The sequence below is a fragment of the Nocardioides sp. NPDC101246 genome, from assembly GCF_044767415.1.
Classification (GTDB): Bacteria; Actinomycetota; Actinomycetes; order Propionibacteriales; family Nocardioidaceae; genus Nocardioides.
Genome location: NZ_JBIWNX010000029.1, coordinates 20,030 through 35,102 on the forward strand (window position 1 = coordinate 20,030; position 15,073 = coordinate 35,102).

The window sequence follows — 15,073 nt, forward strand, 5'->3', positions numbered from 1 at the left end:
CGCAGGCGGCCTCGCGGCTCGACCGACGCGGCAGCGGGTTACAGACCGAGGTGGCGGGAGATGATCAGCTTCTGCACCTCGGTGGTGCCGCCGTAGATGGTCTGGATCCGGCTGTCGATGAACGCCTTGGCGATCGGGTATTCCATCATGTAGCCGTAGCCGCCGTGGATCTGGACGCCCTGGTCGACGAACTTCTTCTGCAGCTCGGTGGTCCACCACTTGGCCATCGACGCGAGCACGGTGTCGGCGGTGCCGGCGTTGAGCTGGGTGACGGCGTCGTTGAGGAAGAGGCGGGCGAGGTAGGCCTCGGTGGCCATCTCCGCGAGGGTGAACGCGGTGTTCTGGAAGCGGCCGATCGGGCGGCCGAAGGCCTCGCGGGTGCGGGCGTAGTCGAGGGAGAGCTCGAGGACCTGCTCGACCGCGGCGACCGCGATCGAGGCGACCGAGATGCGCTCCTGCGGCAGCAGGGTCATCAGCGAGATGAAGCCGGAGCCCTCCTCGCCGAGCAGGTTCTCCTTGGGTACGACCACGTCGGTGAAGGAGAGCTCGGCGGTGTCCTGCGCCTTCATGCCGACCTTGTCGAGGTTGCGTCCGCGCTCGAAGCCCTCCATGCCGCGCTCGACCACGAGCAGCGAGATGCCGTGCGCGCCGGCCTCGGGGTTGGTCTTGGCGACCACGATGACCAGGTCGGCGTTGATGCCGTTGGAGATGAACGTCTTCGAGCCGTTGAGGAGGTAGTGGTCGCCCTTGTCGACCGCGGTGGTGCGTACGCCCTGGAGGTCCGAGCCCGCGCCCGGCTCGGTCATCGCGACGGCGGTGATGATGTCGCCGGAGACGCAGCCCGGCAGCCACCGGGCCTTCTGCTCCGGGGTGCCCAGGTGCGAGATGTAGGGGACGATGATGTCGGTGTGGACGAAGAATCCGGGGCCGCTGGCGCCGATCTTCGCCATCTCCTCGTGGAGGACGGAGTTGAACCGGAAGTCCTTGATGCCGGGGCCGCCGTACTCCTCCTCGACGTCGAAGCAGAGCAGCCCCGTGTCGCCGGCCTTCTTCCACAGCTCGCGCGGGACGATGCCGTCCTTCTCCCACTGGTCGTGGAAGGGCACGACCTCCTTCTCGAAGAAGGCCTTCGCGGTGGCGCGGAAGTCCTCGTGCTCGGCCTCGTAGATGGTGGGCTTCTCCGGCATGACACTCCTTCGTCGACGTTCGATCTCATCGGGCCCACGACTGTGACGCAAGACACCGACGGAGCAACTGTGACAGTAACACTGGCGAAGTAGCAACACTTTGGTCTACGGTCCCTGGCTATGACCGAGGTGACCGATGAGCTGATGACGATCGATGAGCTGTCGACCGCCACCGGGGTGTCGGTGCGCACGACGCGCTACTACGCGAGCCTCGGCCTGATCCCGCCGGCGATCAGGCGTGGCCGGGTTGCCTACTACGGGCCCGAGCACCGTGCCCGCCTGGACATGGTCACCGCGCTCCAGGAGCACGGGTTCACCCTGCAGGCGATCGAGCGCTATCTCGCCCGGCTGCCCGCCGAGACCACCCGGGAGGATCTGGCGATGCAGCGCGCCATGATCACGTCCTGGGCCACCGAGCCCACCGACGACATCCAGGCGAGGATCGGGCGTGAGCTGATCGCGCTGGGGCTGCCTCGCGATGCGTTGGCAGCGGCGTACGCGGCGACCTCGCGCCTCATGGCGGACCTCGCCGCCGAGCTCAACACGATCCTGCGCGATCAGGTCATCGACCCGTTCAAGCGGACCCACCACACCGCGGAGGAGGCAGCCCGCCTCGAAGAGGTGCTCCCGCGGCTGCGTCAGCTGACCACCGAGGCCATCGTGGTGAGCTTCCAGGACGCGGTGAACCGGACCATCTCCCGGAATCTGTCGTGAACCTGTTGACTGTGACAGTTTTAGTGTCACAATCGGCGCATGGCTGAAGCATTCATCTATGACCACCTGCGCACGCCGCGCGGGAAGGGTAAGAAGACCGGAGCGCTCCACGAGGTCAAGCCGATCGACCTGGTGGTCGGCCTGATCGACGAGGCCCGCAAGCGGAACCCCAACCTCGACCCCGAGCAGATCGACGACGTCGTCCTCGGCGTCGTCACCCCCGTCGGCGAGCAGGGCGGTGACATCGCCAAGACCGCCGCCATCAAGGCCGGTCTCCCCGAGACGACCGCCGGTGTGCAGCTCAACCGTTTCTGCGCCTCCGGCCTCGAGGCCGTGAACCAGGCCGCCTCCCGCGTACGCGGCGGGTTCGAGGACCTCATCCTCGCCGGTGGCGTCGAGTCGATGAGCAAGGCGCCGATGGGCAGCGACGGCGGCGCCTGGGCACAGGACCCCGACACCGCGCTCAAGACCGGCTTCGTCCCCCAGGGCATCGGCGCCGACCTGATCGCGACGCTCGAGGGCTTCAGCCGCGCGGACGTCGACCGTTACGCCGCGCAGTCGCACGCCCGTGCGGCCGCCGCCTGGGAGAACGGCTACTTCAAGGACGCCGTCATCCCGGTCGTCGACCAGACCGGTCTGACCGTGCTCGACCACGACGAGCTGATCCGCCCCGGCACCACCGCCGAGACCCTGGCCGGCCTCAAGCCGTCCTTCCTCCAGCAGGGTCAGGAGGCCGGCTTCGACGACGTCGCGCTGGCCAAGTACCACTGGGTCGAGAAGATCGACCACGTCCACCACGCCGGAAACTCGTCGGGCATCGTCGACGGCTCCGCGCTGATGCTGATCGGATCCGAGGAGGCCGGCAAGGCCAACGGGCTCACCCCGCGTGCCCGGATCATCTCGGCCGCCGTCTCCGGCGCCGACCCGACGATCATGCTCACCGGCCCTGCCCCGGCCTCGCGCAAGGCGCTGGCCAAGGCCGGTCTCACCGTCGACGACATCGACCTGTTCGAGATCAACGAGGCGTTCGCCGCGGTCGCGATGCGGTTCATGAAGGACATGGGCATCGACGAGTCGGTCACCAACGTCAACGGCGGCGCGATCGCCATGGGTCACCCGCTGGGCGCGACCGGTGCCATCATCCTCGGCACCCTGGTCGACGAGCTCGAGCGTCAGGGCAAGCAGCGCGGCCTCGCCACGCTGTGCGTCGGTGGCGGCATGGGTATCGCCACGATCGTCGAGCTGGTCTGACGCGTTCGCGAATGCTCACCGAGGTAACTCGGTGAGCGCCCACATCCCTCGTGGAGCTCCGCGAAGGAAGCGACAGCTGACCGAGGTACCTCGGTGAACATCCCGGGCCGTGCCCGACACAGACTTGAAGGAAGACAAATGAGCGAGACCGCAGTCCGCTATGACCGCGATGCCGACGGCATCGTCACGCTGACCCTGGACGACCCGAACCAGTCGGCCAACACCATGAACGAGCTGTACAAGACCTCGATGGCGGAGGCCGTCGAGAAGCTGTACGCCGAAGCAGACGACGTCACGGGCGTCGTCATCGCCTCCGCGAAGAAGACCTTCTTCGCCGGTGGTGACCTCAAGAACATGATCCAGGTACGCCCCGAGAACGGCGCTCAGGTCTTCGAGGAGGTCGAGTCGATCAAGGCGACCCTCCGCAAGCTGGAGACCTTCCCCAAGCCGGTCGTCGCGGCGATCAACGGTGCCGCCCTCGGTGGCGGTCTGGAGATCGCGCTGGCCGCCCAGCACCGCATCGCGCTGGACGCCCGTTACGACATCGGCCTGCCCGAGGTCTCCCTCGGCCTGCTCCCGGGCGGCGGTGGCGTCACCCGCGTCGTACGTCTCCTGGGCATCATGACCGGCCTGATGGATGTCCTGGGTCAGGGCACCAAGTTCAAGCCCGCCGCCGCCCTCGAGAAGGGTCTGGTCCACGAGCTCGTCTCCTCCCCCGATGAGCTCGTGCCCGCCGCGAAGGCGTGGATCAAGGCCAACCCCGACGAGATCGCCCAGCCGTGGGACAAGCCCGGCTACAAGATGCCCGGTGGCAAGCCGACCTCCCCGGCCCTCGCAGGCTTCCTGCCCGCGTTCCCGCCGATCCTGCGCAAGCAGCTCAAGCAGTCCGACATGCGTGCGCCGAAGGCGATCTTGTCGGCCGCGGTCGAGGGTGCGATGGTCGACTTCGACACCGCCACCCGGATCGAGTCGCGCTACTTCGTCTCGCTGGTCACCGGCCAGCAGTCGAAGAACATGATCCAGGCGTTCTTCTTCGACCTCGGCTCGATCAACGCGGGCAAGGAGCGCCCGGCCGGCATCGAGAAGTTCCAGTCCAAGAAGGCCGTCGTGCTGGGCGCGGGCATGATGGGCGCGGGCATCGCCTACGTCCTGGCTCGTGCCGGTGTCGAGGTCGTCCTCAAGGACGTCTCGATCGAGGCGGCGGAGAAGGGCAAGGCCTACTCGGCGACCATCAACGAGAAGGCCATCAAGCGCGGCAAGCTCACGAGCGAGAAGTCCGACGAGCTGCTCGCCCGGATCACCCCGACCATCGACGCGGCCGACGCTGCCGGCGCCGACCTGGTCGTCGAGGCGGTCTTCGAGAACGTCGAGCTCAAGCAGAAGGTCTTCAACGAGGTCATCCCGCACCTCGCCGAGGGCGCCCTGCTCGCCTCGAACACCTCGACCCTGCCGATCACCGAGCTGGCCAAGGGCATCGACGGCGACGCATCGCGCTTCATCGGCCTGCACTTCTTTTCCCCGGTGGACAAGATGCCGCTGGTCGAGATCATCAAGGGCGCGGAGACCTCCGACAAGACCCTGGCCGAGGCGTACGACATCACCCTCGCCATCAGGAAGACCCCGATGATCGCCAACGACTCGCGGGGCTTCTACACCTCGCGCGTCATCGGCACCATGGTCAACGAGGGCCTCGCGATGGTCGCCGAGGGCGTCGCGCCGTACTCCGTCGAGCGCGCCACCACCCAGGCCGGCTACCCGGCTCCGGTGCTGCAGCTCACCGACGAGCTCAACATGGAGCTCATGGCCAAGATCGGTCTCGCCACGCGCGAGGCCGCCGAGGCCGAGGGTGCGACCTACAACCCGCACCCGGGCGAGGCGGTCGTGACGAAGATGCTCGAGGCGGAGCGTCCCGGCAAGCTCCGTGGCGCCGGCTTCTACGAGTACGCCGACGGCAAGCGCGGCTCGATCTGGACCGGTCTCGCCGACCTGTTCCCGGTCGCCGCGGAGCAGCCCTCGATCGCGGACGTCCGCGACCGCATGCTCTTCGCGGAGGCCCTCGAGACGGCCAAGTGCTTCGAGGAGGGCGTCGTCACCTCGGCCGCCCACGCCAACATCGGCTCCATCTTCGGCATCGGCTTCCCGCCGCAGACCGGTGGTGCGGCCCAGTTCATCACCGGCTACGAGGCCGCTGACGGCTCGATCGGCATCGACGCCTTCCTGGCCCGTGCCGACGAGCTGGCCGAGGCGTACGGCGAGCGGTTCCGGCCGACGCAGTACCTCCGCGACCTCGCGGCGAAGGGTGAGGCCCTCCCAGTCTGACCAGTCCCGCGTGATCAGCCCCGCCTGACCCACGGCACATGTGGTGAACCGGCACGGTCCTGTGAAGGAACCGTGCCGGTTCGCCATTTACCGGGCTGACCCGGCCGGACCTGTGCGAGCCTTTGCCTTCCGCAGAGGTCGAGGAGGACGTACGTGGCGATGCTGGACAGCACACGGAGGCGCGAGCTCCGGGTGGGGATCGTGGCCGTCGGGCTGGTTCTGCTGGCCGTGGCCGGTTGCGCGGTCGCGATGCTCTGGGTCCGACCCCGTGTGTCCGCGGCCGGGACGACCACGCCGGAGGGGCTGTCGAGGTTCCTCGATCTCTCCTACGAGTGGCGCTCCGTCCCCGGCGTACGCGAGGTGCTGGCCGTCGACGAGTCCCGGCGCATCCCGGGCGAGGACTTCGGCGAGTCCGACCGCGTGGAGCACTCGGCCAGCGTCGAGGTGGCGCTGGAGGAGGATCTGTCGGGGGCCGAGGCGGCCGCGGCGAGCCAGGAGGTGCTCCGGGTGGTGCGCCCCGAGATCACCCGCCTTGCGCCCGACGCGCCGCCCGCCCGGACCAGCGTCACGTTCACGATGGGCCAGATCCGGGTCGTGGTGGGTGAGCATGGTCTGGACCGCGGTGACGGCATCGGTGACGCGCTCGCCGATGCCGTCGCGCTGAGCGAGGCCGGGGCGACGTCGGTGTCGTCGACCGTCGCCGACCCGCAGACGGGCCGTCCTGCCCAGGCCGACGTGGAGGCGCCGCCGGACCGGCTGGTCGCGCTCGCCACGGTCGCGCACGGCCGGCAGCGGCCGGTGGATCTCCACGGCGGCAAGGCGTGGTACCGGTCGAACGAGGTGCCCGATCCGGTCGCGGTGAGGCTCGTGGTGGCTGCCTCCGAGCAGCCGTCGGTGACCTCGGCGCAGCTGGCCGCCCCGTACGAACCGCTGATCGTCCTGGTCGAGGCCGCCGAGGGCGACCGGGTGATCGACGATGTCAGCCGGTGGCTCACCAGCTACCACGGCTATCCCGTGGGGTCGGGGCAGCCGCTGGCGTACGCGGTCGAGGGGACGCGTGGCGGCAAGGCCGAAGGCTGGGTCGGCGGGAAGACTCCGGCGGCGACGACGATGCCGCCGTTCGGTGATGGCGCCCCCTGGCCCGCCGACCCGGGGGCGCCGTCGTGTCGGCCGTCGGATCTCGAGGTCACCTTCGGTGGCCAGGATGCGGCGCTGGGATCGCGGCAGGCGTGGCTCCGGGCCCGCAACCTCGGCCGTCACGCCTGCGCGATCGAGGGCGTACCCACTGTCGAGTTCCTGAATGCCGCCGGTGCCCGGCAGACCGATGTGACGGCCAAGCCCTATGAGCCGTCGATGATGCCCGAGCGCATCGTCGTCCCTCCGGCGCAGTCGGTGATGGCGGTGATCGACTGGCAGGCGATGTCCACCGCGAACGACCCGGACGTCACGACCGAGCTGCTCGTGACCGCGCTGCCCGGCGCCACGCCGATCACGCTCGGCGTCGCGGTGATCGACGGGCCGAGCGATCTCGACATCCTCGACGGGGCCGAGGTGAGGATCAGCCCGTGGGCGCAGGCCGCTGACTGACGTACGCAGCGACGTAGGCGGCAGGGACGAATGGGTGGCAGCGCCCATTCGGAATCGGGCGCGGGTCGAGAAGACTCGGAGCCATGGGGGAGATGGCGACGGTTCTGGTGATCGCGGCGATGGCGGTCGTCCTCGTGGTGGCCTCGCTGGTGCGGCGGGCAGGGCGCGGTCAGTGCCTGGTGGTGACCAGGCACCGGCGGATCATCCGGATCGCCTCCGACTCGATGACGATGGCGATCCCGGGTTTCCACGAGGTGCTCGAGTGGCCGACCGGACCGATGGAGATCGCGATCGTGGTCCGGACCCGGACCTGCGACTCCCAGGACGTACGCGTCCTGGCGACCTCCACCGTCGAGGTCGACCCGCCTCGGGTCGGTGCGGCGTACATCGACCCGCGCGCCGTCCTGCACACGGCCCTGGAGCGCCGCGTCGCCGATGCCGTCCGTGCGCGGCCGGCGGTGTGGCTGACCGATGAGCGCGACGGTCTCGGTGCCGCCATCACGGGCATCCGGATCGACGGTCTCGCCGCCGGTGTCGTCACCGACACGGTCATCGACGAGGTCGACCTGCTGCTGCACCCCGGCCGGCCCGACGACGACTGAGCTCGCCGTCGGGCCGGGACCGGGGTTCAGGTCAGCGGATCACGCTCGTCGCCGCCGAGAGGCGGGTCGAGGTGTAGTAGCCGGCCTTGCGCCCGGTGACCCGGACGCGGATGCGGTCACCGCGGTCGATGGACCTGAGCCGGTACGTCTTGCCGGTGGCGCCCGAGATGGCCTTGCCGTTGCGCAGCCACTGGTAGGAGTACGTCACCCCGGCCGGCTTCCACTCACCACGCATCGCGGTGAGCAGGTAGCCCACCCTGCGGGTCCCGCTGATCGTCGGTGTGACCGGGGTCAGGTAGCCGGCGCTGATCGCACCGGTCGCCGCGCTCGTCCTGACGCCGGGGTTGGCCGCCGGCCAGGAGGACGCGTAGGCGGTGACCCGGACCTGGATCTTGCGCGTGTGGTCCGATCCGCTCAGCTTGTAGGTCTTCGCGGTGGCCCCTGAGATCGCGGCCCCGTTGCGCAGCCACTGGTAGCGCAGCGTCGTCGCCGTCGGGCTCCACGAACCCGGCGACGCGGTCAGCGTGTAGCCGACCCGCCGGGTGCCACTGATAGTCGGCGCCGCCGTGTTCGCGACCGTCTGCGGGGTGCATGAGTAGAGCTCGAGTCCGTCGACGAACCAGCCGAAGAACGAGCCTTCCGTGTCGCCACGGACGACCCACTGGAACTGGACCGTCTTGCCGGCGAAGGCGGACAGGTCGACACGGGAGCTGATCCACCCGTTGGAGTCGCCCCCGAAGCCGGTCAGAGGCTTGGCGGGGTTGTTGAGGAGAAGCTTCTGCTTCGGGCCGTTCACCCAGGCCGTGGACGGGATCGCGGTCGCGACCCCGTTGACCAGCAGCCGCGCCTCGCCGCCGTCGTAGTACTGCGGTGCCGGGTGGGCGGGGTCGCTGCCGGTGTACCACTCGAAGAGGTACCAGTGGCTGAACCGCAGATAGGTCCGCTTGCCGGTAGGCACCTTGACGCCGGCCGTCGTCAGACCGCTGGACGTCGGGTCGCCGTACTCCGGGTCAGGGTTCCAGCCGAAGTCCGAGCCGTTGCCGTCGCGGTCGTTGGCCGGGATGCCTTCGGCGGCGTCGGGTGCCTGGTGCCACAGTCCGCCGCGGGTGAGCGTCGGGGTGGCCACCGCGGCCTTGCCGGTGCTCCCGGCGGGGCAGGTGTTCGGTGCCTCCGCGGGGCGGGTCGCGCCGGCCTTGGTGGGTGACTTGGCGAGTTCGGTCGCCTCGGTGGCGAGCCGGACCTGGGCGCAGTCCCCGGCGGTGAGGCCGGAGGTGCCGGCGGCCGCCAGCGCGTCGCAGCCACTGCCGAGCGTGCGGCCGAGGTCGGCGTACTGGCTTCCGGAGACGAGGTGCTGAATCGTGTAGAGGTAGAGCGCCGCGGTCTTCTGCAGGCTCGCGTCGGCGCCGTCGATGCCGCTGACGGTGCGACCGTTGAAAGTGCCGCCCTGGGAGATGAGGTACGCCGTCTTGTTCCCGACCCCGCTGTTGGTGTGCACCCCGCCGCCGTCGGCGTAGTAGGTGAGGTCGTCGGCCTCCCACAGGGAACTGGTCATCCGGTCGGGCTGATCGTGCAGCGTCGGGTTGGCGAGGTCGCGGATCGCGCCGAACGAGGAGTCCTCGCCCATGCGCCAGTCGCTGGGAGAGTCGCCGGGAGTCGCGTAGCGATGGTCGACGATCTCACCCATGATGTCGGCCATCGACTCGTTGATGGCGCCCGACTCGTACCAGTAGAAGAGGTTCGAGCTCCGCTCGATCACGCCGTGGGTCAGCTCGTGACCGACGATGTCGTCGACCACCAGGCCCTGACCGAGGAAGATCTGCTCACCGTTCCAGAACGCGTTGTCCATCGGGCACGGCGGCGTGTAGTCCGGCTCCGTCGGCTCGCAGTAACGAGCCGTGGCGGCGATCGCCTTGTCGGTGACGCCCTCGGACCAGCCGATCTCCTCGGTCAGATCCAGCCCGAGGGACGCGTAGAGGTCCGAGGTCGCGCCGAGCATGTCGTACGCACTGTCGACGTCGGCGTTTCCGGTGGCGGCGTCGCCCTCGCGGCGCTTGACCTTGGAGCTGCTGTCCGTGCAGGGCGTGTCCACGGCACGGACGTTGGCGTTGTCGCAGATGCGGCGGTTGGCGTGGGCGATCTCGTTGACGTGCATGAGGACGCGGCCGGTGCCGGCGTGGGCCAGCACGGTCTCACGGATGGTGGAGCCGTTGGTCACCGAGAACCGGAAGACGCTGGTCTCGCCGATCTGCGGCCCACGGACCAGGTCGTCGTCGTAGAGCCAGGCGCCCTCGTCGGTCACGGTGAGGCCGGTCGCTCCGTGGTTGGCCTTCGAGACCACGGCCTCGGCGGCTGCCTCGGCCTTCGCGCGCGTCGACTCGTCCGGCTCGGTGACACTCGTGACGTCGGACAGGTTGGTGGACGCGGAGGTGAGTCCGCGGTCTTTGTCGAGCCCGACGACGACCTCGCCTCCGAGGACAGGGAGACCCTCGACGTACTGCTCGAACCTGGTGACCGACCCGCCGCCGACGGCCTTGTCGGTCGACGTCTCCCGCAGGTCCGTCCCGTCGGTGCCGAGCGCCTTGCTGACGCGGTCGAGGTGGGTCCGGGCCGCCTTGGCGGGCTTGACGGAGGTGCCCAGCGGGTCGACGGACTCGGTCTTGGAGCCGATGAAGTCGGCCGCGCCGTCGGTCGTGCGGTGGATGGTGAGAGGGACGCCGGCGTGGTCCTTGTAGGACGCGATCGGGTCGGGTTCGGCGGAGGCGGGCGGCGCCATCGGGATGACGCTCAGCCCGCCGAGAGCGAGTGACGCCGCGGCCAGCGCGACGACACGTCCATGACGTGACACTTCTTGTCCCTTGGTCAGGTGGCTTGGTGGATGCCGACCCGAACCGGCCGCGGAATTGTTTCACGCAGGGGGAGGCGTCGGCAGCGCAATTTCGGCTTGCTTCGGGGTACATACTCGGTATATACATACTCAGTAAGTAACCAAGGGAGGTGATCGAGTGTCCGTGAAACACGCACTGCTGGCGCTGCTGGAGAAGCCGCGCTACGGCTACGAGCTGCGCGCCGAGTTCGAGCAGCGCACCGGCGCCAGCTGGCCGCTGAACGTCGGGCAGGTCTATACGACCCTGTCGCGACTCGAGCGTGACGGCCTCGTCGAGGCTGGAGGGACCGACGCGGAGGGACGGTCCCTCTACCAGCTCACCGAGGCCGGCAAGGTCGAGGTGAAGGGGTGGTTCGACACCCCGGTGGAGCGTACGCAGCCGCAGCGCGACGAGCTCGCGATCAAGCTCGCGGTGGCGGTCGCGGTGCCGAGCGTTGACGTCGGCAAGGTCGTCCAGCAGCAGCGCAACGCCACGATGCAGGCGCTGCAGGGATACCGCCGCCAGTCACGCTCCGGAGCCGGTGACGACCTCGCCGGTGGGCTGGTCCTCGATCGGCTGATCTTCGCGGCCGAGGCCGAGATCCGCTGGCTCGACCACTGCGAGTCCCGGCTGCGCAGGGCGGCCTCCACGAGCACCGCTCCGGAGCCCGCCGACACAGCCGAAGGAGGGGCGCGATGAACGCCGCCCTCGCCCATGACCTGCGCCGCCTCAGCCACGACAGCGATCGCTGGCTCGCCGACGCCCGCGAGCGGCTCAGCCGCCGCGTCCATGCCGCGCCCGTCAAGCCGGGCCACACCTCGACCAAGGAGTCCACAGATGAGTGAGCGCCAGCGAGCGACAACAGGCCTCAGGCCGCCGCGTCCGTATTCTTTGATTCGCACAACGGAGGCGGCGGCATGAGTGAACCCGTCCTCCGGCTCACCGACGTGAGCCGCGTCCACGGCACCGGCGCCGCCGAGGTGCACGCCCTGCGCGGCGTCAGCCTCGCCGCGTACGCCGGTGAGCTGGTCGCGATCATGGGGCCGAGCGGCTCCGGGAAGTCGTCGCTGCTGACCATCGCCGGTGGCCTCGACTCGCCGACCTCCGGGTCTGTGACGGTCGACGGCCAGGATCTCGGTGCGGCCGGGGTCAGCGGGCGCGCCAGGCTACGGCGTACGTCGGTCGGCTATGTCTTCCAGGACTTCAACCTGATCCCCGCGCTGACCGCCGCCGAGAACGTCGCGCTGCCGCTCGAGCTCGACGGCGCCGGGCGCCGCGCGGCGCGCGACGCGGCCCGCAAGGCGCTCGAGGAGGTCGGTCTCGACGGTTTCGCCGACCGGTTCCCCGACGAGATGTCCGGTGGGCAGCGACAGCGGATCGCGATCGCCCGGGCGATCGTCGGCGAGCGCCGCCTGATCCTGGCCGACGAGCCGACCGGCGCCCTCGACACCGAGACCGGCGAGGACATCCTCAAGCTGATCCGGGCGCGCTGCGACGCGGGCGCGGCCGGGGTGCTCGTCACCCACGAGCCGCGTTATGCGAGCTGGGCCGACCGGGTGATCTACGTGCGCGACGGGCTCGTCGTCGACGAGGCCGGCGAGACGCCGGGCCTGTCGCTCGTGGACGAGGTCGAGGCATGAGTGGGCGCCTCGCCGGCTGGCGTCTTGCCCTCCGCATCGGGCAACGGGAGGCCCGGCGGGCGAAGTGGCGCAGCCTGCTGGTCGTCTTGATGATCGCGCTGCCGGTGGCGGGCGTGACCGCGGTCGCGGTGACGTACCAGACCTATGACGTCGACACCGTGGAAGGCCTCGACCGCCGGCTCGGCACCGAGGCTGCGGCGAGCATCGACGTCCAGGGCGCCGCTGCGGTGCGGCAGGGCATCGATCCCGAGAACGCGTCCGAGTGGCTCGAGGAGTCCGAGGCCGACCCGCTCGATGCGGCCGGTGTGAAGGCCATCATCGGGGACCGGCCGATGCTCGCCACCGGGGACCGGACCTTCGACGTACGCACCGACAAGGGCGTCACCTGGGCCAACGGTCTGCAGACCGATCTGAACGACCCGCTCGCCGCCGGGCTGACCAGGCTGACCGAAGGCCGGCTCCCGGAGGGCCCGGACGAGGTCGTGGTCAACTCCAACCTCGCGTTCCGGGGACCGGGCGTCGGTGAGGAGCTGCTGATCCCCGACGGCGACGTCGACGAGACGCGCAAGGTGGTCGGGATCGTCGAGTCGTCGGAGGTACGCAACGACCCCTTCGTCGCCGGACCGGAGCTTCCGGGGGACTACGTCATCGAGCGCTCGACCTGGCTGGTCGGCGGCGGACCGGTGACCTGGTCCGACATCGAGGACCTGAACGCGGCGGGTGCGTTCGCGCTCTCGCGATCGGTCGTCCTGGACCCGCCGGCCGCGGCCCGCGCGGCCGACAAGGAGATCCGTCCGCCGATGGGTGCCCCGGACCCCTCCGAGCTCGTGGTGCTCGTCCTCATCGTGGTCATGGTCGTCCTCGAGGTGGTCCTGCTGGCCGGGCCGGCGTTCGCGGTCGCGGCCCGGCGCCAGGCGCGCGACCTGGCGCTGATCGCAGCCTCGGGAGGGACCGCTCGACAGTCCCGGCGCGTCCTGCTCGGGATGGCGCTCGTCATCGGTGCGGTCGCGGCCGTCGTCGGTTCCGTCCTCGGCGTCGGGCTGGCGCGGCTGCTCCAGCCGCTCGCCCAGGATCAGGTCTCGGCCTGGTTCGGCCCGTTCGAGGTGCCGTGGCTTCAGGTCCTGGCGGTCGCCGTCATCGGCTTCGCGGCAGCGATCTGCGCCGCGATCGTGCCGGCCTGGATCGCCTCGCGACAGAACGTCGTCGGCGTCCTGTCCGGGCGGCGGTCGGAGAGCCTGCCCTCGCGGCGCTCGCCGATCATCGGCCTCGTGCTCGTGGCCGCCGGAGTCGCATCGGCGGCGTTCGGCACCCGGAACGCCCTCAGCGGGATCCCGATCGCTCTCGGCGTACTGCTCTGCGTCGCCGGGGTGCTGTTCATCCTCCCCGCCCTCGTGTCGGTGGCCGCGCGGTTCAGCGCTCGGATGCCGCTGGTGATCCGGTTCGCGACCCGCGACGCCGATCGGCACCGCACCCGTACGGTGCCGGCCGCCGGTGCGATCGCGGTGACGGTGGTCGGTGTGGTCACGCTCGGGATCGCGTTCAGCAGCGATGAGAAGCAGAACCAGGAGAGCTACCTGCCCTCCTTCGCGATCGGCGACGCCGTGGTGCATCCGCGACACAGCGCAGACGAGAGCGACGTCGACCCGGACGAGGCGCGAGCGCGGTGGGAGAACATCGCAGCGCAGGTCGAGAAGGCCATCCCGGGGGCCACGGCGGCACTCACCTCCGGCGCGACGACCGAGGCCGACGGTCGGTACGTCGTCGTCGAGACCGGTGATGGTGGGTCGATCCCGCTCGACACCACCATCGGTGAGTTCGGCGAGCTCGTCGTCGCCGGCGCCGACGGGACCCTCCCGCCGGCGGTGGCGCGGTCGCTCTCCGAGCGGGATGCCGCCGCTGCGGCGGAGACCCTGGGGTCCTCGGGTGCGGTCGTGTTCACCACCGATGACGAGCTTCGGTCCTCGCAGCAGTCCGCGCGGCTGGTCATCAAGGAGTTCTCCGAGGAGGAGCAGACGGATCTCGACGTGGTCACGGTCGACGTGCCGGCGACCTATCTCGACGTCGGTGATCGCGCTGCGCCCGCCTACGCGGTCGTGACGCCGGCGATGGTGAAGAAGCTCGGTGTCGAACCGCGGGTCGTCGGCCTCTATGTCGAGAACGCCCGGCTCGGCGCCGACGCCGAGACGGACCTCGACGAGGCCCTGGCCGCCGGGCAGTTCCCCGCGACGATCATGATCGAGCGCGGCTACCAGGAGACGGACACCGCGGTGATCGTCTGGCTGCTCCTGGTCACCCTGGGTGCCGTGCTGATGATCGGTGGTGCGCTGACCGCGACCCACCTGGCGCTCAACGACGCCCGCCCCGACCTGGCGACCCTCTCGGCGGTCGGAGCCAGGACGCGTACGCGACGCGGGGTCGCTGCCTCGTACGCCCTGGTCGTGACGCTCCTCGGCGCCGTCCCGGGCGCGTTGATCGGGTTCGTTCCCGGGATCGCGATCAGCTATCCGATCACCACCGAGGGCTGGCCGGAGCGCGACAGCGTCGCCGCGCACTACCTCGAGATCCCGTGGGACCTCGTCGGCATCGTGGTCGTCGGGCTGCCCCTGCTGATCGCGCTCATCGTCGCGGTCACCACCCGCAGTCGCCTGCCCATGGTGGCCCGCGTCGAATAGGCACTTCTGGCGTGCCGAATCCTCAGTTGTGGGGGGGGGGGGGGGGGGGGGGGGGGGCCGCCCCCGGGGGGGGGGGGGGGGGGGCGCGGGGCGCGGGGGGGCCGGGGGGGGGGGGGGGGGGGGGGGGGGGGGGGCGGGGGGGGGGGCAGGCGCGGGGTTCCGCTCGACCGGCGCCATCACGGCGGTCTCGTCGACGCCCGATGCGGCTCGCCGGGGCTCGGGCCGGCGAGGCGCCGG

At 70.2% G+C, this 15,073-nt stretch carries 11 protein-coding genes; 9 read left to right on the top strand and 2 right to left on the bottom strand.

Features of this window, described 5'->3' with window-relative positions; genetic code table 11:
• Positions 1–38 precede the first annotated feature (38 nt).
• Entirely contained in the window at positions 39–1,187 is a 1,149-nt protein-coding gene (locus ACIRON_RS30615) for an acyl-CoA dehydrogenase family protein (protein ID WP_402999134.1), read from the bottom strand.
• Positions 1,188–1,307: 120 nt separating this feature from the next.
• Between ACIRON_RS30615 and ACIRON_RS30620 the strand changes: the two genes are divergently transcribed.
• The 5 genes from ACIRON_RS30620 to ACIRON_RS30640 all read left to right on the top strand — a co-directional run bounded on the left by ACIRON_RS30620 (position 1,308) and on the right by ACIRON_RS30640 (position 7,660).
• Positions 1,308–1,901 (top strand): MerR family transcriptional regulator, encoded by a 594-nt coding sequence (locus ACIRON_RS30620; protein WP_402999137.1) that lies wholly within the window; start codon positions 1,308–1,310, stop codon positions 1,899–1,901.
• 39 nt (positions 1,902–1,940) lie between these two features.
• Positions 1,941–3,152, top strand: a complete 1,212-nt coding sequence (locus ACIRON_RS30625; protein ID WP_402999140.1) for an acetyl-CoA C-acetyltransferase — start codon at positions 1,941–1,943, stop codon at positions 3,150–3,152.
• Between the two features lie 138 nt (positions 3,153–3,290).
• The gene (locus ACIRON_RS30630; protein WP_402999143.1) at positions 3,291–5,471 is read left to right on the top strand and encodes a 3-hydroxyacyl-CoA dehydrogenase NAD-binding domain-containing protein; all 2,181 of its coding nucleotides are present in this window, start codon (positions 3,291–3,293) and stop codon (positions 5,469–5,471) included.
• 159 nt (positions 5,472–5,630) lie between these two features.
• On the top strand, positions 5,631–7,058 hold the full coding sequence (locus ACIRON_RS30635; protein ID WP_402999164.1) for a DUF4232 domain-containing protein: 1,428 nt from the start codon (positions 5,631–5,633) through the stop codon (positions 7,056–7,058).
• An 83-nt stretch (positions 7,059–7,141) separates the two neighbouring features.
• The gene (locus ACIRON_RS30640) at positions 7,142–7,660 is read left to right on the top strand and encodes a hypothetical protein (RefSeq protein ID WP_402999146.1); all 519 of its coding nucleotides are present in this window, start codon (positions 7,142–7,144) and stop codon (positions 7,658–7,660) included.
• Positions 7,661–7,691: 31 nt separating this feature from the next.
• On the opposite strand, the gene ACIRON_RS30645 is transcribed toward ACIRON_RS30640, so the two are convergent.
• Positions 7,692–10,505: a M4 family metallopeptidase gene (locus ACIRON_RS30645; RefSeq protein WP_402999149.1), complete on the bottom strand. Its 2,814-nt coding sequence runs from the start codon at positions 10,503–10,505 to the stop codon at positions 7,692–7,694.
• A 157-nt stretch (positions 10,506–10,662) separates the two neighbouring features.
• Here ACIRON_RS30645 and ACIRON_RS30650 point away from each other — a divergent pair, with 157 nt between their 5' ends.
• From ACIRON_RS30650 to ACIRON_RS30665, 4 genes are all read left to right on the top strand, one after another.
• Entirely contained in the window at positions 10,663–11,223 is a 561-nt protein-coding gene (locus tag ACIRON_RS30650) for a PadR family transcriptional regulator (protein ID WP_402999152.1), read from the top strand.
• A complete protein-coding gene (locus ACIRON_RS30655; protein ID WP_402999155.1) occupies positions 11,220–11,369 on the top strand; it encodes a hypothetical protein in 150 nt (49 codons plus the stop codon). Before ACIRON_RS30650 ends, ACIRON_RS30655 begins: the two co-directional genes overlap by 4 nt.
• 72 nt (positions 11,370–11,441) lie before the next feature.
• Positions 11,442–12,164: an ABC transporter ATP-binding protein gene (locus ACIRON_RS30660; protein WP_402999158.1), complete on the top strand. Its 723-nt coding sequence runs from the start codon at positions 11,442–11,444 to the stop codon at positions 12,162–12,164.
• The gene (locus tag ACIRON_RS30665) at positions 12,161–14,836 is read left to right on the top strand and encodes an FtsX-like permease family protein (protein ID WP_402999161.1); all 2,676 of its coding nucleotides are present in this window, start codon (positions 12,161–12,163) and stop codon (positions 14,834–14,836) included. Before ACIRON_RS30660 ends, ACIRON_RS30665 begins: the two co-directional genes overlap by 4 nt.
• Positions 14,837–15,073: the final 237 nt, after the last annotated feature.

Excerpts from the sequence above, each read along its gene's own strand:
- ACIRON_RS30615 (WP_402999134.1), bottom strand. The coding sequence starts at position 1,187 with ATGCCGGAGAAGCCCACCATCTACGAGGCCGAGCACGAGGACTTCCGC.
- ACIRON_RS30620 (WP_402999137.1), top strand. The coding sequence starts at position 1,308 with ATGACCGAGGTGACCGATGAGCTGATGACGATCGATGAGCTGTCGACC.
- ACIRON_RS30625 (WP_402999140.1), top strand. The coding sequence starts at position 1,941 with ATGGCTGAAGCATTCATCTATGACCACCTGCGCACGCCGCGCGGGAAG.
- ACIRON_RS30630 (WP_402999143.1), top strand. The coding sequence starts at position 3,291 with ATGAGCGAGACCGCAGTCCGCTATGACCGCGATGCCGACGGCATCGTC.
- ACIRON_RS30635 (WP_402999164.1), top strand. The coding sequence starts at position 5,631 with ATGCTGGACAGCACACGGAGGCGCGAGCTCCGGGTGGGGATCGTGGCC.
- ACIRON_RS30640 (WP_402999146.1), top strand. The coding sequence starts at position 7,142 with ATGGGGGAGATGGCGACGGTTCTGGTGATCGCGGCGATGGCGGTCGTC.
- ACIRON_RS30655 (WP_402999155.1), top strand. The coding sequence starts at position 11,220 with ATGAACGCCGCCCTCGCCCATGACCTGCGCCGCCTCAGCCACGACAGC.
- ACIRON_RS30660 (WP_402999158.1), top strand. The coding sequence starts at position 11,442 with ATGAGTGAACCCGTCCTCCGGCTCACCGACGTGAGCCGCGTCCACGGC.
- ACIRON_RS30665 (WP_402999161.1), top strand. The coding sequence starts at position 12,161 with ATGAGTGGGCGCCTCGCCGGCTGGCGTCTTGCCCTCCGCATCGGGCAA.